Below are 19,545 nucleotides of genomic sequence, written 5' to 3' on the forward strand. Positions count from 1 at the left end.
GGTCTCCTTGAAGTGTTGTGTGTTGCTGCGACTAGCGAGCGTGCGCTTGCGGCCTGCCTTACAGGCCATTGGCGAGGAACGCACGCAATTCAGGCGTTTGCGGGTTGTCGAGCATCTCGCCCGGACCCACTTCCCACACCTTGCCTTGATGCATGTAAATGATTTGATCGGCCACCCGTTTCGCGAAGGCCATCTCGTGCGTGACGAGCACCATCGTCATGCCGTCGGCGGCGAGGTCTTCCATCACACGTAGCACTTCGCCGGTGAGCTGCGGATCGAGCGCCGAAGTCACTTCGTCGAACAACATCACCTTCGGCGACATGGCGAGCGAACGAGCGATGGCCACACGCTGCTGCTGACCGCCCGAGAGTTGCTCGGGATAGCTATCGGCTTTCTCCGCGAGCCCCACTTGGGCGAGCACGCGCTTGGCGACGGCTTCGGCCTCGCTGCGCGGCATGCGCTTCACGTGGCGCAGCGCGAGCATGATGTTCTCGCGCACGCTCAGGTGCGGAAACAGGTTGTAGCTTTGGAAGACGATGCCGACTTCGCGGCGCAGCTCGTGCAGATCGATCTTCGGATCTTCCACGCGGATGCCGCACACTTCGATGGAGCCTTCGTCAATCGTCTCCAGCCGGTCGATGCAACGCAGCGCCGTGCTCTTGCCCGAACCGCTCGCGCCGATGATCGCGACCATCTTGCCGCGCTCCACCTCGAACGACACCCCCTTGAGCACCGGGTTGTCGCCGAAGCGTTTGTGAATCTGGTTGACCTTAACGATTGCCGACATTCAGTCTGTCCTCCAATGCGGCGCTCCAGCGCGAGAGCGGGTAGCACAGCACGAAATAAAACACCCCCACCAGCGAGAACACGAGGAAGGGCTGGAAAATCGAGTTGTTGATGATTTGACCGGCGCGGGTGAGTTCGACGAAGCCGATGACCGAGGCGAGCGACGTCATCTTGATGATCTGCACCAGAAAGCCGATCGTCGGCGGCAGCGACAAGCGAATGGCCTGCGGAATGATCACGAGACGCAACGTCTGCCAACGCGTGAACGACAGGCACTCGGCCGCTTCCCATTGCGCACGCGGCATCGCTTCCACGCAGCCGCGCCAGATGTCGCCCAGATACGCGCTGGTGTAGACCATCAGCGCGAGAGCAGCAGCCACGATGGCGGGTAATTCGAAGCCGTAGACCGACAGGCCGAAATACACGATGAACAGCAGAATCAGCAGCGGCACACCCTGAATCGCTTCAATGAATACTTGTGCGGGCAAACGCAGCCAGCGGCGCGGCGAGATGCGCGCCAGCATCACGAGAAAGCCACCGACGCTGCCGAGCACGAACGCAATCAGCGAGAGCACCAGCGTCCAGCCGATCGACTGCACGAGGTAGCCGAGATAAGTCCACGAGAAACTACCGATCATGACGCGCTCCGTTGTGCGGCGTTGCTGCCGGCGGCGCTTGCCACGCCCGTATTGCCTGCGGCGGCACGCGCTGCCGTGGCACGCCGACGGGCGGCTTGTGCCGTCTGAGCGGCGGCGCGACGTACCGTGCGGCGGCGCTTGAAGAGATATTCCCCGACGCCCCACGCGACCAGCTTCACCAGCAGCGACAGCACGAGATACAGCGCTGCCACGACGATGTAGGTTTCGAGCGAGCGGAAGGTGTCCGATTGCACGGTGTTCGCCACGGCGGTGAGTTCTTCGGCGGAAATTTGCGAGGCCATCGCAGAGGCCTGCATCATCAAAATGAACTGCGTGGTCAGTGCGGGGTACACCTTCTCGATGGCCGGTTGCAGCATCACGTGCCACGCAATGCGCCACTTCGACAGGCCAAGACACTCGGCCGCTTCGATCTGCCCGCGCGGCACCGACTCGATGCCCGCGCGGATGATCTCCGCCGCATAGGCGCCAATGTTGATGACCATGGCGATGACCGACGCGGCGAACGTCGGCATATGAATGCCGAGGCTGGCGAGACCGAAATAGAGCAGGAAGATTTGAACGAGGAAGGGGGTGTTACGCACCGACTCGATGTAGATGCCGCACAGGCGCGACAGCCAGCGATGGCGGCTGCGTTTGGCGAACGCGACGAGCGTGCCGAGCGCTGTGCCAATGATCACGGATAGGACCGTCATCTTCAGCGTGAGCCATGCGCCTTCCAGAAAAACTGGCCAGTAAGGAACCAGCGGGGCGAAATTCAACGAGAAATGCATGGCTGACGCCTGTCTCCGGTGACGTTCGGGGCCGACGCGCCAGGCAATGGATAAGCGGCTATGACATCCGCAACTGCCGTGGTGGGTCTTTCTTGTACGTCGTCATATAAGTGATGTGATTTTGCGCATTGGACTTCCGCGTTGTCAATACCGGAGGCTTGCGGGGATACCCGAGGCTATGGCCTTGATAGGACTAGGGTTAAGTGCCGTGGGATGCGGTGTGGCAGGGGTGCCGCGAGCCAGTGAGGCCGCCTCAACGACCGGTTGATGGCGGCCACTTGCTCGCCATGTCATCGTATCTCTTGGTCTAGGCGGGCTGACGTATGTCGACGGGCTTCGCGACGGAGAAGTTGTGTGCCGACCGCTTAGCGTGACGACCTCATATAATCGCGCTTTATCGCTCACGCGCCCTGCTTAGGCGCCAGCCCTTGCCGAGTCCGTCATGACCCTGTCTGCTACGCCGCTCGACGAACTCGACCGGAACCTGCTCGCGCTGTTGCGCGTGAACGCCCGCGAGAGTGCGGCCAATCTGGCCCGCCGGCTCGGCGTGGCCCGCACGACGGTGCTCGCCCGCATCGGGCGGCTCGAGCGCGCGGGCGTGATCGCGGGCTACACCGTGCGCCTGGGGCAAGATGCCGTGGGCGGTGGTTTGCAGGCGTGCGTAGGTATCAGCGTGCAGCCGCGCTCGGGACGCGACGTCCAACGCCGGCTCGACAAAATGCCCGAGATCCATCTGCTGTGCACCGTGAGCGGGGAATTCGACTACGTGGCGTGGCTGCATGCCGCATCGCCCGATCAGCTCGACGCGTTGCTCGACACCATTGGCGAGATCGATGGCGTGACACGTACCACCACGTCGGTGGTGCTGGCCCGCAAGATCGACCGGGGCGGCGTGTTGCCCTGATGCGACGCTAATTCGGGCTAATTCGGCACTAAGAATGGGCCGCTATGGTGTCGGCCGGCGGCCTTTACGTGTTTCCGGCGGGCGTTCGCAAGCGGTTTGGTAATTTTCCGTAAACGGAAACCACGGGTTCCCTAAGTCTTGTGCAAAAAATGGGGCAGAATGCGGCCCCATCGCCTTCTCAATCCCCCCAACTCCCCATATAGCGTCGACTTCGGGTTTGTCGGGTGGTGGCGATAGTGCTAAACTTATTGAGAATAATTTGCATTAACTTCTTACCTTCTGGAGTTCGTATGCGCGTGAAATCCCTCGTGGCAGCGGTGCTGCTCGCCGGTGCGGCGACCCTGGCGCAAGCCGCCGAGTTTCCGATTGGCAAGCCGTTGGTCACGGCTGGCATGGAAATCAACACGGTTTATCTGCAACCGATCACGATGGAACCGGCTGGCATGATGAACGATGCCAAGAAGTCGGATATCCACCTCGAAGCCGATATTCACGCTGTTGCCAAGAACCCGAACGGTTACGCCGAAGGCGACTGGATTCCGGGTCTGGAAATCACGTACAAGTTGCAAAAGGCCGGTAGCACGAAGGTGATCGAAGGCTTGATGATGCCGATGGTGGCGAGCGATGGCCCGCACTACGGTGACAACGTCAAGCTCGACGGCGTGGGCAAGTACACGCTGACGATGGTGGTCAATGCGCCGGGCACGCTGGAACAATTCGGCTGCAAGATGAGCGGCGGTGCGATGGCCGCTTCGGGCGCGCACGCAGCGCACGGTGGCATGGGCCCGTGGTGCTTCGGCCGTCACGTCGACAAGGAAACCGGCGTGGGCCCGTGGTTCAAGCCGATCACCAAGACCGTCGAATTCACGTTCAGCGGTATTGGCAAGAAGGGCGGCTACTAAGCCCTGACTATCTTGATGCAGCGTTGGCCAGTTGGCGGGCCGACGCTGTTTTCATTTGGAGCAAGAAGGATGATTCAGCGCATCGCGCGCCTGCTGGCCACCATGACGGCCGTGCTGGCCACGTTGTTCGCACTCGGCGCCACGTCGCTTGCGCACGCGGACGACCTGCCCACGTTCAAGCTGGAAATGAACAACGGCAAGCTCAACCCCGCGCGCATCGAAGTGCCGGCCGGCAAGCGTATCAAGATCGAAGTGCATAACACGGGCACGAACGCGGTCGAGTTCGAAAGCCTGCAACTGCGCAAGGAAAAGGTGCTCGCACCGGGCGCGCAGTCGTTTGTCGTGATCGCCCCGTTGCAACCGGGCGAGTACAAGTTTTTCGACGACTTCCATCAGCAGGCGCAAGGCGTGATCGTCGCCAAGTAAGTCTGCGCGGAAGGCGTTTTGTGCGAAGCCGCGCTTGCGCGCGGCGTCAGTACCCGTAAGTACCAATTGGCAGTAACAAGCATCAACACGCATCACTAAAGGAATTGCACGATGGGTCAGGTCATGTTCATCGTCTGGCGCGAAAGCGTCGAGGCACTGCTGGTCGTAGGCATTCTGCATGCCTGGCTGGCCAACCCCGAGCACGGCGCGAAGCGCGGTCTGCCCTATTTGTGGGCCGGTGTGGCAATCGGTATTGCTGCCGCCGTGGCACTGGGCGCCGCGCTGGTCGGGTTCACCGAAGTCCTCTCGGGCGACGCGCAAGATTACTTCCAGACCGCCATGGTGCTGATCGCCTGCGTGCTGATCGTGCAAATGGTGTTCTGGATGAAGCGGCACGGCCGCACGCTCAAGCGAGACATGGAGTCGTCGCTAAAGAAGAATCACGATCAGGGCACTTGGTGGGGCGTGCTGGTGTTGGTCGCGCTGGCCATTGCCCGTGAAGGCAGTGAGACGGCGATCTTCTTGTACGGCATCGGCTTCGGTCAGCAAGGCAGTGTGCCGCTGAACATGTGGCTGGCCGTGGTGATCGGCTTCGCACTGGCGCTGCTGACGTTCTGGCTGCTGCAACTGGGCGGCAAGATTTTCTCGTGGCGTCTGTTCTTCCGCGTCACCGAAATCATGCTGTTGTTCCTTGCTGCAGGGTTGCTGGAGTCGGGTCTCGACCGGTTGATTTCGCTGGAGTTCGTGCCGACGCTGGTCGACCAACTGTGGGATACTTCCGCGATTCTGGACGACGCCAGCCCGTTCGGCAGTCTGGTCGCCACGCTGACCGGCTACCGCGCGCACCCGTCCGGCATGAATCTGTTGGTGTATGCGCTGTACTGGCTGTTCATCTGGGCGCTGTTGAAGCGCGCAGGTGCCCCGGCTAAGCAGGTTAAGGCCGCCTAAGCGCACGTAAGCGCACCTAAGCGACGCCACGGCGCCATCCGCCAGATGGGTCAAGTGACCTGTCTGGCTTGAACGGCCTGAACGGACCACGCCGTATAGAGAGTCCGTCGGGCCGGTGAAGTAATCCCCGAAGCACGAGTTGAGCATGAGCATCGCCATACCTGTCCCGAACCTGTTGGCCCGCGCGGGCCTTTGGATGCAACGCCACGGCAAACTGATCCGTGGCGTGCAGTGGGCCATTGTGCTGGTTTATGCGTTCCTCATCTGCGTGCCAGTCATGATGCCGCTGCCCGACGAGACGGCGCACATCCTCAATAACCTCACCGTCTTTGCCCAGTTCACGTTCTGGGGCATCTGGTGGCCGTTCGTGCTCATCAGCATGGTCTTGATGGGCCGGGTCTGGTGCGGGGTGCTCTGCCCCGAAGGCACACTCTCCGAATTCGCAAGCCGCCACGGCCGTGGCCGCGCCATTCCGCGCTGGATGCGCTGGGGCGGCTGGCCCTTCGTGGCCTTCGCCGGCACGACGCTCTACGGGCAGATGGTCAGCGTCTATCAGTATCCGAAGGCCGTGCTGTTGGTGCTGGGCGGCTCGACCATCGGCGCGATGGTGATCGGTTACTTCTACGGGCGCGACAAGCGCGTGTGGTGCAAGTATCTGTGCCCGGTCAACGGCGTGTTCTCGCTACTGGCGCGTCTCGCACCGTTCCATTTCAAGGTCAACGAAGACGCCTGGCGTAAGTCGTATCACACCAACGGTCACAAGATCATTCCGGTCAATTGCGCGCCGCTCGTGCCGCTGCGCAATATGAAGGGCGGTGCGCAATGCCATATGTGCGGCCGTTGCGCCGGACACCGCGACGCCATCGAGCTGGCCGGCCGCTCGCCGAGCGAAGAAATCGTGAAGTTCGGCGCCACCGAAAACAACAGCGTGTGGGACAGCGTGCTCCTGATGTACGGCCTGCTCGGCGTGGCCATCGGCGCGTTCCACTGGACCGTGAACCCGTGGTTCGTCACCGTGAAGACGGCGATTGCCTCGTGGCTCATCGACCGCAACATCATGTGGCCGTTCGAGACGAATGCGCCGTGGTTCGTCTTCACCAATTACCCCGATCAGAGCGACGTGTTCACGTGGCTCGACGGAAGTCTGGTGGTCGCCTACATTCTGGGCAACGGGTTGCTGCTGGGGCTGGCGTTCACCGTCATCTTCGCGCTCGCCAACCGGGCGATGGGGAAGTGGCAGACGTCGCGCTTTAACCACCTTGTGCAGGCGCTGATTCCGATTGCGGGCGCGGGCGTGTTTATCGGCCTGTCGGCCACCACGATCAGCCTGCTGCGTGCGGAACACCTGCCGGTGTACTGGGCGAACGACGTGCGTGCGACCATTCTGGCCGTCACCACGCTGTGGAGCCTGTGGCTGGGCTGGCGTGTGACAGGGCGTCATGCTGCCACGCTGGGACGTCGTCTGGCGGGCATGGCCGGTATTGTTGCCGCGCTGGCACTGGTCAACTGGCTCTGGCTGTTGATGTTCTGGATCTGGTAAGCCGCTGTCCCGCCATCCGCTAGGCTGAATTGGCGGGCATCCGGCGCGTGCCCTACAATGTCGCCACATGTCTTTCTGTGTGCCGCCCATGTTGCTCGCTCAACGCCTTCCGCTGTATTTCCGCCTCGTTCGTCTGGACAAGCCGATCGGCACCGTGCTGCTGCTGTGGCCGACGCTCGCCGCATTGTGGATCGCCTCGAACGGGCATCCCGACCCGCTGCTCCTGCTGATCTTCACGCTGGGCACGTTCCTGATGCGCTCGGCGGGCTGCGCGATCAACGATTACGCCGACCGCGACTTCGACAAGTTCGTGAAGCGCACCAAAGAGCGCCCGATCACCTCGGGCCGCATTCGTGCCTGGGAGGCCGTGGCCGTCGCGGCGACACTGGCGCTGGCGAGTTTTCTGCTGATTCTGCCGCTCAACGCGCTCACCAAATGGCTGTCGATTCCGGCGCTGTTCGTGGCGGGCACGTATCCGTTCACCAAGCGCTTTTTGGCGATTCCGCAGGCGTATCTGGGCGTGGCGTTCGGCTTCGGCATTCCGATGGCGTTTGCCGCCGTGCAGGATCAGGTGCCGATGCTTGCCTGGGTTCTGCTGCTCTCGAACGTGTTCTGGTCGGTGGCGTACGACACCGAGTACGCGATGGTCGATCGCGACGACGATCTGAAGATCGGCATCAAGACCTCGGCGATCACGTTCGGTCGCTTCGATGTGGCAGCCATCATGCTCTGCTACGCAGGCGCGCTGGGCATTCAGATGGGCGTGGGTGCTTATCTTGGTTTTGGCTGGCCGTTCTGGCTCGGCATGGCGGTCGCGGTGAGTTTCGCCATCTATCACTACTTCCTGATTCGCAAACGCGAGCGCATGCCGTGCTTTGCGGCATTCCGTCACAACAATTGGCTCGGCGCTGCGGTCTTCGCGGGCATTGCCGGGCACTACCTGCTGACGGCACACGGCTAATCGGGCGGCCGGGTCACACCGGCCCGCTTTGTGGCTGACGAGGCCGGTTGAAATACTTCTCCAACAGCGCATCGAGAATGGCGACGGTCTCGGCGTCAGGTACGCCGTCGTACCGCGCAGGACGAAAGTGCATCTGGAACGCGGACACGACATCGACGGTGCGCGCGTCCAGTTCACCGTTTTGTGGCGTGTCGTAGCCGTACGCCAGCAGTTTTGCCTGCAGATCGCCGATATCGCCGTCAAACGGTTGCGCGATACGGTGATACTCCACGACGTCTGCATCGGGCCACGCGCCGACTCCGTAAGTCTCATACAGCTTTCGCCACGGAAATAGCGGTCCCGGATCCAGCTTGCGCCCCGGGGCCACGTCGGCATGCGCCACCACCCGGTGGGGGGCGATGTCATGGCGCGACACGATGTCGCGTGCGAGTTCACCGACCACGGCAATTTGGTCGTCGCCGAAGGCTTCCCAGTCGCGGGTCATGAGCGGCACGCGATTGTCTTTCGCGGGAAAGCCGCCGTTGACGATCTCGATGCCGATCGATGTGCCATTCAGCATGCGCACTCCCTGCCAATAGCTCACCCCCGCGTGTCGCGCCAGCTGCGACTCCGGTACCAGCGCGAAAACGCCGAATTTTCCATCGTTGTCTGGTGCGTCCGGCACGACGTAGTGCGCGCTGACCGCGCGACGCGGATCGGTCAGTATCGCAATCGACGCACCGAGCGGGAGGGCCGTGTAATGCAGGACCAACGTACTGACACGAGAGCCTTGATTGGGCGACGCGATGAGCGTGTCGAGCTTGTACGATGCGCGCGGTTCGTTAGGCGCAAGCAAGGTCGCGCAACCGCTGATCGGTACCACGAGCGCGGCGACCGACCACGCCGAAGCGCTAGCAAGAAAGTGGCGGCGATGTGACTTCAGGGAGCTGTGTGGCAGCGCGGGTGTTGTGCCGGGCATGGTCGCTATCTGCGTAGAGTTGTCGTATGCAGAAGCTAACGTTCCGATGCAGGCGCGACCTTTCAAAAAACGATCGTGACCTCATGAAATGTCGTGACAGAGGTCTGCCGAAATGAAAAACGGCGCGGTGATTCGTGAATCACTCGCGCCGTTGCGCATGCGGTTTTGCCAATCGTGGCTAGTCGGTGATGTCGTCAGTTTCAGACGATGTCGACCGGCACCGTCACATCAGGCATCGCCGAGTTCGTCGCCCAATTCCTTGGCTCGCGTATTCGCGGCGTGCACACCGCGCACGATGGCGGCCTTGATGGCATCGCGATCGAACGAGCTGAGTGCGGCGAACGTGGTGCCGCCCTTGGATGTGACGCGCTCGCGCAGCACGCTGGCCGGCTCGCTCGACTGCGCGGCCAGTTGCGAAGCGCCGGTGAACGTGGCGATGGCCAATTGACGGCCCTGTTCCGGCGAGAAACCGAGTTCTTGCGCGGCTTGCTCAAGGGCTTCGATGAAATAGAACACGTAGGCCGGGCCGCTGCCCGAGATCGCCGTCACGGCGTCGAGCTGGCTTTCCTTTTCCACCCAGACGATCTGACCGGCGGCGCCCAGCACGGTCTCGGCGCGCTTGCGCTGGTCCGAGTCCACGCCAGACAGCGCGGCCAGCCCGGTAATTCCCATGCCGATGAGGGCAGGCGTGTTCGGCATGCAGCGCACGATCTGGTTGTGACCGCCGAGCCAGCGCGCCAGATCCGACGCGCGAATACCGGCGGCAATGCTGATGACCAGTTGCGAGTTCAGGTGCGGTTGCAGGGCTTGGGCGACGTCCTTGAGCACTTGCGGTTTGACCGCGAGCACGAGCGTGTCGTAGTCGCGCAGGCGGTCGTTGGGCGCGCTGGCCGTGTCGATACCGTATTGCTTGACGAGGCCCTCGCGGGTCGATTCGTTGACGTCGATCGCGAGAATGTCGCGCGGTGCCGTGCCGCGTCCCACCAATCCGCCGATCAGGGCGTTGGCCATATTGCCGCCGCCGATGAATGCAATTCTCATAACCATCCTTTGCGTTGCGTGAGTCGTTTGCGTCGTTACCGTGTCATGCCGTGGCGAGTTTGCGTCTCGTCCGTCATCCTAGGGCCTGTTCCCCCTAATTCCGGGGGCCGCCAATAGGCGCCTCAGGCGTGAGACCCGTAGTCGCGGGCCCCGAAAATCGCAGTGCCGATGCGCACCATTGTCGCACCCTCGGCGATGGCTGCCTCGAGATCGCCGGACATGCCCATCGAGAGCGTATCGAGCGCCATTCCCTTGGCACGCAAGGCATCGAACAGCTCGCGCATCGCGCGCAGCGGCGCGCGTTGGCGTACCGGGTCGTCTTCGGGCTCGGGAATCGCCATCAGGCCGCGCAACGTCAGGTTGGGCAGCGCCGCGATGGCGCGGGCGGTCTCGGGCACCTCGGCGGGGAGCACACCGCTCTTGGTGGCTTCGCCGCTGATGTTCACTTGCAGGCAAACCTGAAGCGGCGCCATGCCCGCAGGACGTTGTGCGCTCAGGCGCTCGGCGATCTTGAGCCGGTCGACCGAGTGGACCCAGGCGAAGTGTTCCGCGACCGGGCGTGTCTTGTTGCTTTGCAGCGGCCCGATGAAATGCCATTCGAGCGGCGCACCGTCGACTGTGTCACCCGCAAGCGCCGCAATCTTGTCGAGCGCTTCCTGCACGTAGTTCTCACCGAATGCGCGCTGACCGGCGGCAATGGCTTCACGCACGGCGTGCGGGCCGAAGGTCTTCGATACGGCGAGCAGTTGCACGCTGCCTGCCGGGCGTGCGGCGCTGGCGGTAGCTTGGGCGATCCGGGAGAGGACGGCGTCGAGGTGTGAAGCGATGGTCGACATGAGGCGGGTTCTGGCGTCGGGAAGCGTCGTGAAGCGTAGTGAAACGAAAGGGCTGGCGCATCGCTTGCGTCAGTGTCCCCCGCAGGTGGCGGGGTAGGCCAACGATTATAGCCGTGCGAAAAGGGAGGTGCTACCCCGGAAAAAACGAGGTGCTACCGGTGAATATGGCAGACTGCGCGTGCCGACAATTCAGAGGGAGCCAACGATGAGCGCGAGTTCACCACAGGCAAAGCAGGTCTACGATTTTTCCGTGCAAACGCTAGCGGGCGAGACGGTGAGCCTGTCGCAGTATCGCGGCAAGGTCTTGCTCATCGTGAACACGGCGAGCGAATGTGGCTTCACGCCGCAGTACGAGGGCTTGCAGACGTTGTATGCGCAACTGGCGCCGCGTAGCTTCGAGGTGCTGGCGTTTCCGTGCAACCAGTTCGGCAAGCAGGAGCCTGGCGATGCGCAGGCGATTCGCAGCTTTTGCGACTTGCGCTTTCACGTGACGTTTCCGATGTTCGCCAAAGTGGACGTCAAGGGCCCCGACGCCGCCCCGTTGTATCAGTATTTGACCGACGAGAAGCGCGGCGTGCTGGGGACGAAGGCCATTAAATGGAACTTCACGAAGTTTCTGGTCGACGCGAGCGGTCACGTCGTGGCGCGCTACGCGCCAACGGCCAAGCCTGAGGCGATCCGCGCGGATATCGAGCGATTGTTGCCCGCCTAAGTCTGGGCGCTGTCGATGCGCCGTGCAGACGCTAACTACGCCCCCAAGCGCTCCCTAAGCGCCTGCCACGCCAAGGCGTACCAGCGCGCGGGCGGCGCTTCGACGGCATGGCAGAACAGTTCTGCTCCGCTGTCCGTGCTCAACACAAGCCAGCCCGTGTCTTCCGCAACGTAGGCGTGCCCCGCAGGCAGGTGCACCGGCGTGGCCCAGACCGTTGCCGCGAGCCAGCGCGCGGCGGGCGTGAGCCAAACATTTCCCCGCTTCACATGGAATACCGTGCCGCGGTGCACGTAGGTGTGGAACGCTTGCGCCTTCGCCAGCGTCAGCTGCTCGGGCAATGCAGCGAGATCGTCCGTCGATGCGGGGCGAGCGAGTGCCCCGGCCTCGCGCGAATCCCGGACATCCGGCACGTGCCGCGCGCCTCGCGGGAGCGCGAGATCGGGGGAGAAGAGGGGGTGAGGGCGCTTTGCCATGGCTGACTCCGGTGCGTTGTACGAGTGAGTACAGCGTATCGGCCGGAGATCGTCGCCGGTAGGCACACAGACTGGCGGTTTCGCCGGTAACAGAAGGGCTTTCGCGCATCTGTTACGATGCCAAATCAGCAAATCTGTATCTGTTATGGTTGCCGCCGATGCCCGATGATCGCTCCATGGAAGCCGCCATTACTGCCCTTGACCCGAATGCGCCTGAGACAACGGTTAAGTCCGTCCAGCGCGCGGGTATGACGCCGTCGTCGCCGTCATCGTCATCGATTGCCACCACGCCTGCCCCCGCGCAAACGCTGCCGCTGTATCGGCAACTCGCCGATCACTATCGTCAAGCCATCGAGGCGGGCACACTGGCCCCCGGCGATCGTATGCCCAGCGTGCGCACGTTGATGGACCGACACCAAGTGAGTCTGTCGACGGCGTTGCAGACCTGCCGCCATCTCGAGGCGCAAGGCGTGCTCGAAGCGCGTCCACGTTCGGGGTATTTCGTGCGAACCCCGGCACGCGCGAGCATTGCACCGTTGGACGAACCGCGTCCGTGGGTGCCTGATCTCGCGCAATACGTCGGTATCAATCAACGCGTGTCGTCGATCCTCGCGCGTGGGCTTCAAGCGAACGTGCAAATCAACTTTGCCGTGGCACATGGGGCACCGACGCTCTATCCCGTCGCTGAATTGCGCCAGTCCACGCTGCGGGCGTTGCGCGATAACCCGCTGCTTTACGGCACACCGCCGCCGGGGGGCGGCGAAGCACGTTTTCGCGCGGCCATCGCACGGCGTGCCCTTGAGGCGCGCATGAACATCGCGCCGGAAGAGATCGTCGTCACGCACGGCTGCATCGAGGCGATCAACCTTGCCTTACGTGCCGTGGCCAGTGCGGGCGATGTCGTGGCCGTCGAGTCGCCGACGTACTACGCGTTGCTGCAAACGCTGGAGAGCATGGGCATTCGTGCCCTCGAAATTCCGACGAGTCCGCAAACCGGCATTTCGCTCGAAGCGTTGGAGCTTGCCTGCGAGACCTACGACAACATCAAGGCGGTGATTGTCGTGCCGCATTTCCAGAACCCGATGGGTTCCGTCATGCCCGATGAACACAAGGCACGTTTGGTGAAGTGGGGCGAGTCGCGTGGCATCGCCATCATCGAAGACGACACCTATTCGGCGCTGGGCGACGACGACGCGACCCCTGCGGCGATTCGCGGCTGGGATACCACCGGCAACGTGATTCACTGCGCGTCGCTGCACAAGACGCTCGCGCCGGGGATGCGTTTGGGTTGGATCGCGGGCGGCAAATGGCAGTGGCGTATCGAGATGCTGAAGTACGCGCAGACGCGCCCGAATGAGGCGCTGGCACAGATCGCGATGGGTGAATTCATGGACTCGCCGAAGTTCGACCGCCATCTGCGGCGCTTGCGCGCGCATTTGCGCGAACAGCGGGCGGCGATGGCCGAAGCGATTGCTACATATTTCCCAGCGGGCACCCGGCTTACGCTGCCGACGGGCGGGTTGAGCTTATGGGTGGAGATGCCGGGCGGCGTGAGTTCAGAGAAGCTGTTCGACGCGGCACTGGCGAAAGGCATTCGCGTCGCGCCGGGGAGCCTGTTCTCCAACTCGACGCGTTATGACCACTTCCTGCGCATGAACACCGGGCATCCGTTCACGCGAGACATCGATCGCGCCGTGCGCACGCTCGCCACGGAAGTGACCCGTCTGGTGGACGCGAACGGGTGACTTCGACGTGCTCAGAGCTCCGGGTACATCCGTCCCGGGTTGAAGATCCCGGCGGGGTCGAAGACCGATTTCAAATTTCGATGGATGCGCATCACCGGTGATGGCAGCGGCGTGAAGACACTCACGCCCGGTTCGCCATAGCGGAACAGCGTGGCGTGCCCGCCATCCTGACGCGCGGCGGACCGCACGATCTGCGCATCGGCATCGGTAATCCACCAGCGCTGCGCACCGCCCCATTCGATGAGTTGCTTGCCCGGCAGTCGATGCGGCTCGGCCGTCGACGGCACCGCGAGACGCCACAGTGCTTGACCGGGACCAGCGTCGGCAAAGAAGTTATCCGTCTGCTCACGAATCGCATGCCAGAACTTGGCGGCATGAATCGCATCGACCAACTCGCCGCCCATCTTCACACGCGCGGCTTTAATCGCCGCCGATGCACCCGCCAGACGAATCACGAGCAAGTCGTTGCGCCACGCACTGCCGGTGATAGGCAACGGCTGTCCGCCCCACTCATTGAGCTTGCGCACGGCATCGACGGCATTCATCTCGAATTGCAGCGTCAGTTCGGCGAACGGCTGCGGCAACACCTTGATCGAGACTTCGAGAATCAGGCCCAACGTACCGAGCGACCCCGCCAGCATGCGCGAGACGTCGAAGCCAGCCACGTTCTTCATGACCTGTCCGCCGAAGTTCAGCACGTGGCCGCGCCCGTCCATCAACTTGGCACCGAGGACGAAGTCGCGCACGGCACCGACCGCCGCGCGACGCGGCCCCGACAACCCGGCAGCGACCGCACCTCCGATGGTGGCACCCGGCCCGAAGTAGGGCGGCTCGAACGGGAGCAACTGATTGCGCTCGGCGAGCGCCGCTTCGATGTCCGCGAGCGGCGTGCCGCAGCGCGCAACGATCACCAGCTCGGCGGGGTCGTAAGCCACGATGCCGCTATAGGCGCGCGTGTCGAGCACTTCGCCTACGCGTTGTTGCCCGTACCAGGCTTTGGTGCCGCCGCCGCGCAGTTGCAGCGGCTGGCGCCGGGCGGTGGCGTGTTCGATGACGGCGCGGAATTGATCGAGAGTGTCGTTCGTGTCGGTCATCAGCTCGGTTCTGGCGGCGGTGGCGTGTCGGTTTGATAGGGATCGAGCTCGCTGCCGCAATGTTTGCAGAAGCTCGCATCGGCGTCGTGCCCTTCGGTCAGGCATTGCTTGCACGTGCGTGTGGTGATCGGGCGCTTGCGCATCGCCGAATGAATCTCGGCACCCATGATCCCGGTGGGGATGGCAATCACGCTGTAACCGAGCAACATCACGAAGCCGGTGATCGCTTTGCCCAGTCCGGTCACGGGCACCACGTCGCCGTAGCCCGTCGTCGTCAGTGTGACGATGGCCCAGTAGATGCCCACGGGAATGCTGGTGAAGCCGTGCTCCGGCCCTTCGATGATGTGCATGAGCGTGCCGAAGATCACCACGATGATCGACACGAAACCGAGAAACACGAAGATTTTGCGGCGCGCGTTATAGAGCGCGAGGCTCAAGACACCGGCCTCGTCCACATAGGCCGTGAGCTTGAGAATTCGGAACGCGCGCATCAGGCGTAGCAGTCGCACGTCGATCAGACCGTGCAGTTCGGGCACGAGAATGGCGAGATACGTCGGCAGGATCGAGAGCAGATCGATGATGCCGTAGAACGAGAGGGCATAGCGCAGCGGCCGGTGCGCGCATAACAACCGCGCGATGTACTCGGCCGTGAACAGCAGCGTGAAGAACCATTCGAGAATGGCCATCGGCAGCGGCAGGGTGTTTTGCACCACGGGCACGCTTGAGATGACGACCACGAAAACCGACGTGACGATCGCGATGAGCAACGCGATGTCGAACAGCCGGCCCTCGCGGGTATCGGCCTCGAAGATGATGATGTAGAGCCGCTGCCGCCAATCGTGCGGCAGCCATTCCGACAGCGCTCGCATGTCAGAACCTCGGCAGGTCGGGGTGAGGTAGCAGGCCGCCGCGCACGTGCAGCTTGCCGTATTCGGCACAGCGCGCACGCGTGGGAATGCCCTTGTCCGGATTGAGCAGCCCGACCGGGTCGAAGGCGCGCTTCACACCGAAGAAAGCGTCGCGCTCTTCTGCCGAGAACTGCACGCACATCGAGTTGATTTTCTCGATGCCGACGCCGTGCTCGCCCGTGATCGTGCCGCCAAGTTCGACGCACGCTTCGAGAATGTCGCAACCGAAGGCTTCGGCGCGATGCCACTCGTCGAGGTCGTTGCCGTTGAAAAGAATGAGCGGATGCATATTGCCGTCTCCCGCGTGAAAGACGTTAATACAGCGCAATCCGTATTGTTGTTCCAACCGCTCGATGCGTTTGAGTAAAGTCCCAATGGCGCGCCGGGGGATGGTGCCGTCCATGCAGTAATAGTCGGGCGAGATACGCCCGGCGGCGGGAAACGCGTTCTTGCGGCCCGACCAGAATCGCAGGCGCTCTTCCTCGCTGCGCGAAATCTGCAAGCGCGTGGCACCAGAGGTGCGTAGCACATGCGAGATGCGCATGATCTCTTCGGCCACTTCTTCCGGAGTGCCGTCCGACTCGCACAGCAAGATGGCGGCAGCGTCGAGATCGTAGCCCGCGTGCACGAACTCTTCGACGGCCTGCGTGGCGGGCTTGTCCATCATCTCCAACCCGGCCGGGATAATGCCGGCGGCGATGATCGCGGCCACGGCGTTACCGCCGGTTTCCACGTCGTCGAAGCTCGCCATAATGACCTGCGCCGTTTGCGCCTTCGGCACAAGCTTGACCGTAATTTCCGTCACCACGCCGAACATCCCCTCGCTGCCGATAAAGACCGAGAGCAGATCCAGACCGGGCGAATCGGGGCCGAGCGAGCCGAATTCGATGGCTTCGCCCGACATCGTGATGGCGCGCACGCGCAGCACGTTGTGCACGGTAAGGCCGTACTTCAGGCAGTGCACGCCACCGGAGTTTTCCGCGACGTTGCCGCCGATGGTGCAAGCGATTTGCGAGGACGGATCGGGCGCGTAGTAAAGCCCGTAAGTCGCCGCCGCGTCCGAGATGGCCAAGTTGCGCACGCCCGGTTGCACGGTGGCAGTGCGCGCGTACGGATCGATCTCGACAATCTTCTTGAACTTCGCCAGCGAGAGCACGAGTCCATCGGTGATGGGCATCGCGCCGCCTGAGAGGCTGGTGCCCGCGCCGCGCGGCACAACCGGCACGCCGAGTTGATGACAGGCCTGCAAAATGCGCTGGACCTGCGATTCCGACTCGGGCAGCGCCACGGCAAGCGGCACGCGGCGGTACGCGGCGAGGCCGTCGCACTCGTAGGGCGTGGTGTCCTCGCGGCGATGCAAGATGCAATGCGCGGGCAGAATCTGCCCGAGTGCTTCGAGCAACTGACGCTGACGTTCCTCGAGCGGCGTCTGCCGGTCGGGCAGGTCAGCGTCGTGCGGGCTTTGCGACATCGCGGGAGCGTTCATGCGGTGCTCAGCCCGCCGAGCGCAACCGGAAAATCTTGCCCGGATTGAGCAGGTTATGCGGATCGAGCGATGTCTTGATCGAGCGCATCACGTCGATAGCATCTTCGCCATGCTCGGTGACGAGGAACCCCATCTTGTGCAGGCCCACACCGTGTTCGCCGGTGCACGTGCCGCCCATGCGGATGGCGCGCTCGACAATGCGTTGATTCAGGCGCTCGGCCTCCTCGATCTCTTCGGGCTTGGCCGGGTCGATCAGAATCGCCACGTGGAAGTTGCCGTCGCCGACGTGTCCCACGATCGGGCAGGGCAGGCTGGAGGCGCGCAGGTCGACCTCGGTTTCGCCCACGCATTCGGCCAGACGCGAGATCGGCACGCACACGTCGGTCGTTACCGCGCGGCAACCCGGCTTGAGTTGCAGCATGGCGAAGTACGCGCTGTGACGCGCACCCCACAGACGGTTGCGATCTTCGGTGCGGGTGGCCCATTCGAAGCCCGTACCGCCGTTCTCGTCGGCCAGCGCCTGCACGGTCTCGGCTTGCTCCTTCACCCCGGCTTCGCTGCCGTGGAATTCGAAGAACAGCGTCTGCGTCTCGGGCAGTTCCAGTTTCGAATGCTTGTTGATTGCCCGCACGGCCAGCGCGTCGACGAACTCGACGCGTGCGACCGGCACGCCCAACTGAATCGTTTGGATCGTGCAGTTCACCGCGTCGGTCATGCTCGGGAACGAGCAGATGGCGGCCGAGACGGCTTCCGGTTGCGGATACAGGCGCACCGTGGCTTCGGTGATGATGCCCAGCGTGCCTTCGCTGCCGACGAACAGGCGCGTGAGGTCGTAGCCAGCGGAAGACTTGCGCGCGCGGGTACCGGTATGGATCACGCGGCCGTCGGCCAGTACCACGGTGAGCGCGAGGACGTTCTCGCGCATCGTGCCGTAGCGTACGGCGTTGGTGCCCGAGGCACGCGTCGCGCACATGCCGCCAATGCTGGCGTCGGCACCCGGATCGATCGGGAAGAACAGGCCCGTGTCGCGCAGCGCTTCGTTCAGTGCCTTGCGCGAGATACCCGGCTCGACGGTGACCGTCAGGTCTTCTGCGTTGATCGAGACGACTTTGTTCATCTCGGACAGATCGAGCGACAGGCCGCCTTCCACGGCCAGCAAGTGACCTTCGAGGGACGAGCCGGCGCCGTAGGGAATGAGCGGGACGTTGTACTTGCCGCAGAGCTTCACGATTTGCGCGACTTCGTCGGTGCTGTGCGCGAAGGCGACGGCGTCGGGCAGCATCGGGTCGAAAGGAGACTCGTCACGGCCGTGATGTTCGCGTAGCGCCTCCTTGGTGCTCACGCGCTCGCCCAGCAGGGCTTGCAATTCGGTGAGCAGGGCGTCGGGAAACGGACGCTTGGCGGCAAACGGCAGGTGGGGGTGATTCACGGCTTTCTCCTTCGGGTCTCCGGGCGGCCAACGCGGGACAGCGCTGGTGTGCTCCCGGGGGCTTGCTCCATATTGGGTGGGGTCTTGAGCCCGCCTCTCGAAGACGGCGAATGCCCTGACACCTCATGAGCGGGGATTTTACGCTGTGATGGCGTTTTTCCCCACCCTTTGCGTCATATCATACGAACTTGTCGCCGGCACGCGCCATCGGAATTGCCCGAAAAATAGGCAGCGTGTGGCGGATGGCGTTTTTCTATCACAAGAAGGTAAGTCGTATCGCCGCCGGAGCTTGACAGCCGGCGGGCATGGCATGCCGCAAGGAGCAGGTATCGCAAGATGGGGAATCGTTTGAGCAAGATCGTCACGCGAACGGGCGATGGCGGCAGAACCGGTCTGGGCAACGGGGCCCACGTCGACAAACACAGCCTGCGCATCGTCGCCATTGGCGAGGTCGACGAGACCAATTCGCATATCGGGGTGTTGCTGTGTGAAGACCTGCCCGCGGATGTGCGTGACGTGCTGGCCGCTATTCAGCACGATCTGTTCGATCTCGGCGGCGAACTCAGTACGCCGCGTCACACGTTGCTAGGCGATGCCCATGTGGTCCGGCTCGATGGCTGGCTGGTCCAGTACAACGAGGCCCTGCCGCCACTCAAAGAATTCATTCTGCCCGGAGGTACGCGTGCGGCGGCGCTCGCCCACGTGGTGCGTACCGTGGCGCGTCGCGCCGAGCGCGCGATGGTCGCCCTGGGTGCCGAGGAGACGGTCGGTCCGGCGCCGCGTCAGTACATCAACCGCCTGTCGGATCTGATGTTCGTGCTAGCCCGCGTGCTCAACCGTGCCGGTGGCGGCAGCGACGTGCTTTGGCAGCGCGAGCGTGAAGGCACAAGCGAAGCCTGAGGCCGCGCTTGAAGGGGTATTTGCCGGCGCGGAAGCACCCCGTGCACCGCCCGCGTAAAAGAAAACC

20 protein-coding genes are annotated in these 19,545 nt (G+C 63.1%); 9 read left to right on the plus strand and 11 right to left on the minus strand.

Annotation, left to right across the window (positions count from 1 at the left end):
* Positions 1 to 58: 58 nt before the first annotated feature.
* From ACPWR9_RS18565 to ACPWR9_RS18575, 3 genes are read right to left on the minus strand one after another with little or no spacing between them, the layout of a single operon-like run.
* Positions 59 to 787, minus strand: a complete 729-nt coding sequence (locus ACPWR9_RS18565; protein WP_150680694.1) for an amino acid ABC transporter ATP-binding protein — start codon at positions 785 to 787, stop codon at positions 59 to 61.
* Positions 771 to 1,424: an amino acid ABC transporter permease gene (locus ACPWR9_RS18570; protein WP_426331030.1), complete on the minus strand. Its 654-nt coding sequence runs from the start codon at positions 1,422 to 1,424 to the stop codon at positions 771 to 773. The genes ACPWR9_RS18565 and ACPWR9_RS18570 overlap by 17 nt, the downstream gene beginning before the upstream one ends.
* Positions 1,421 to 2,215: an amino acid ABC transporter permease gene (locus ACPWR9_RS18575; protein WP_426331029.1), complete on the minus strand. Its 795-nt coding sequence runs from the start codon at positions 2,213 to 2,215 to the stop codon at positions 1,421 to 1,423. Before ACPWR9_RS18575 ends, ACPWR9_RS18570 begins: the two co-directional genes overlap by 4 nt.
* Before the next feature lie 442 nt (positions 2,216 to 2,657).
* Between ACPWR9_RS18575 and ACPWR9_RS18580 the strand changes: the two genes are divergently transcribed.
* The 6 genes from ACPWR9_RS18580 to ubiA all read left to right on the plus strand — a co-directional run bounded on the left by ACPWR9_RS18580 (position 2,658) and on the right by ubiA (position 7,896).
* Complete coding sequence (locus ACPWR9_RS18580) at positions 2,658 to 3,119, plus strand: Lrp/AsnC family transcriptional regulator (protein WP_426331028.1); 462 nt, start codon at positions 2,658 to 2,660, stop codon at positions 3,117 to 3,119.
* Positions 3,120 to 3,409: 290 nt separating this feature from the next.
* Positions 3,410 to 4,021, plus strand: coding sequence for an iron transporter (locus ACPWR9_RS18585; protein ID WP_426331027.1), 612 nt, complete (start codon positions 3,410 to 3,412; stop codon positions 4,019 to 4,021).
* 102 nt (positions 4,022 to 4,123) lie between these two features.
* Entirely contained in the window at positions 4,124 to 4,447 is a 324-nt protein-coding gene (locus ACPWR9_RS18590) for a cupredoxin domain-containing protein (protein ID WP_150681112.1), read from the plus strand.
* A 111-nt stretch (positions 4,448 to 4,558) separates the two neighbouring features.
* On the plus strand, positions 4,559 to 5,395 hold the full coding sequence (locus ACPWR9_RS18595) for an FTR1 family iron permease (RefSeq protein ID WP_426331026.1): 837 nt from the start codon (positions 4,559 to 4,561) through the stop codon (positions 5,393 to 5,395).
* 145 nt (positions 5,396 to 5,540) lie between these two features.
* Positions 5,541 to 6,935 carry a 4Fe-4S binding protein gene (locus tag ACPWR9_RS18600; RefSeq protein ID WP_426331025.1) on the plus strand — a complete coding sequence of 465 codons (1,395 nt, stop codon included), beginning with the start codon at positions 5,541 to 5,543 and terminating at the stop codon, positions 6,933 to 6,935.
* Between the two features lie 88 nt (positions 6,936 to 7,023).
* Positions 7,024 to 7,896: a 4-hydroxybenzoate octaprenyltransferase gene (gene ubiA, locus ACPWR9_RS18605; RefSeq protein WP_426331024.1), complete on the plus strand. Its 873-nt coding sequence runs from the start codon at positions 7,024 to 7,026 to the stop codon at positions 7,894 to 7,896.
* Between the two features lie 13 nt (positions 7,897 to 7,909).
* Here ubiA and ACPWR9_RS18610 read toward each other — a convergent pair whose 3' ends face one another.
* The 3 genes from ACPWR9_RS18610 to ACPWR9_RS18620 form a co-directional block, all read right to left on the minus strand.
* The gene (locus ACPWR9_RS18610; RefSeq protein WP_426331023.1) at positions 7,910 to 8,854 is read right to left on the minus strand and encodes an N-acetylmuramoyl-L-alanine amidase; all 945 of its coding nucleotides are present in this window, start codon (positions 8,852 to 8,854) and stop codon (positions 7,910 to 7,912) included.
* 228 nt (positions 8,855 to 9,082) lie between these two features.
* Complete coding sequence (proC, locus tag ACPWR9_RS18615) at positions 9,083 to 9,895, minus strand: pyrroline-5-carboxylate reductase (protein ID WP_426331021.1); 813 nt, start codon at positions 9,893 to 9,895, stop codon at positions 9,083 to 9,085.
* A gap of 122 nt (positions 9,896 to 10,017) precedes the next feature.
* Positions 10,018 to 10,731 (minus strand): YggS family pyridoxal phosphate-dependent enzyme, encoded by a 714-nt coding sequence (locus ACPWR9_RS18620; RefSeq protein WP_426331020.1) that lies wholly within the window; start codon positions 10,729 to 10,731, stop codon positions 10,018 to 10,020.
* Positions 10,732 to 10,936: 205 nt separating this feature from the next.
* Here ACPWR9_RS18620 and ACPWR9_RS18625 point away from each other — a divergent pair, with 205 nt between their 5' ends.
* Positions 10,937 to 11,443, plus strand: a complete 507-nt coding sequence (locus ACPWR9_RS18625) for a glutathione peroxidase (protein ID WP_426331019.1) — start codon at positions 10,937 to 10,939, stop codon at positions 11,441 to 11,443.
* A gap of 35 nt (positions 11,444 to 11,478) precedes the next feature.
* Here ACPWR9_RS18625 and ACPWR9_RS18630 read toward each other — a convergent pair whose 3' ends face one another.
* Positions 11,479 to 11,916 (minus strand): hypothetical protein, encoded by a 438-nt coding sequence (locus ACPWR9_RS18630; protein ID WP_426331017.1) that lies wholly within the window; start codon positions 11,914 to 11,916, stop codon positions 11,479 to 11,481.
* Positions 11,917 to 12,164: 248 nt separating this feature from the next.
* Between ACPWR9_RS18630 and ACPWR9_RS18635 the strand changes: the two genes are divergently transcribed.
* Positions 12,165 to 13,661: a PLP-dependent aminotransferase family protein gene (locus ACPWR9_RS18635; RefSeq protein WP_426331115.1), complete on the plus strand. Its 1,497-nt coding sequence runs from the start codon at positions 12,165 to 12,167 to the stop codon at positions 13,659 to 13,661.
* An 11-nt stretch (positions 13,662 to 13,672) separates the two neighbouring features.
* On the opposite strand, the gene glcE is transcribed toward ACPWR9_RS18635, so the two are convergent.
* From glcE to ACPWR9_RS18655, 4 genes are read right to left on the minus strand one after another with little or no spacing between them, the layout of a single operon-like run.
* A complete protein-coding gene (gene glcE / locus ACPWR9_RS18640) occupies positions 13,673 to 14,755 on the minus strand; it encodes a glycolate oxidase subunit GlcE (RefSeq protein ID WP_426331015.1) in 1,083 nt (360 codons plus the stop codon).
* Entirely contained in the window at positions 14,755 to 15,624 is an 870-nt protein-coding gene (locus ACPWR9_RS18645) for an ion transporter (protein ID WP_426331013.1), read from the minus strand. The genes glcE and ACPWR9_RS18645 overlap by 1 nt, the downstream gene beginning before the upstream one ends.
* Before the next feature lies 1 nt (position 15,625).
* Complete coding sequence (locus ACPWR9_RS18650; RefSeq protein ID WP_426331011.1) at positions 15,626 to 17,149, minus strand: FAD-linked oxidase C-terminal domain-containing protein; 1,524 nt, start codon at positions 17,147 to 17,149, stop codon at positions 15,626 to 15,628.
* Between the two features lie 7 nt (positions 17,150 to 17,156).
* Positions 17,157 to 18,578, minus strand: coding sequence for an FAD-binding oxidoreductase (locus ACPWR9_RS18655; protein WP_426331009.1), 1,422 nt, complete (start codon positions 18,576 to 18,578; stop codon positions 17,157 to 17,159).
* Positions 18,579 to 18,914: 336 nt separating this feature from the next.
* Here ACPWR9_RS18655 and ACPWR9_RS18660 point away from each other — a divergent pair, with 336 nt between their 5' ends.
* Positions 18,915 to 19,478 carry a cob(I)yrinic acid a,c-diamide adenosyltransferase gene (locus ACPWR9_RS18660; RefSeq protein WP_426331007.1) on the plus strand — a complete coding sequence of 188 codons (564 nt, stop codon included), beginning with the start codon at positions 18,915 to 18,917 and terminating at the stop codon, positions 19,476 to 19,478.
* Positions 19,479 to 19,545: the final 67 nt, after the last annotated feature.

It is taken from the genome of Pandoraea pneumonica (genome assembly GCF_049918595.1).
GTDB classification, from domain to species: domain Bacteria; phylum Pseudomonadota; class Gammaproteobacteria; order Burkholderiales; family Burkholderiaceae; genus Pandoraea; species Pandoraea pneumonica_A.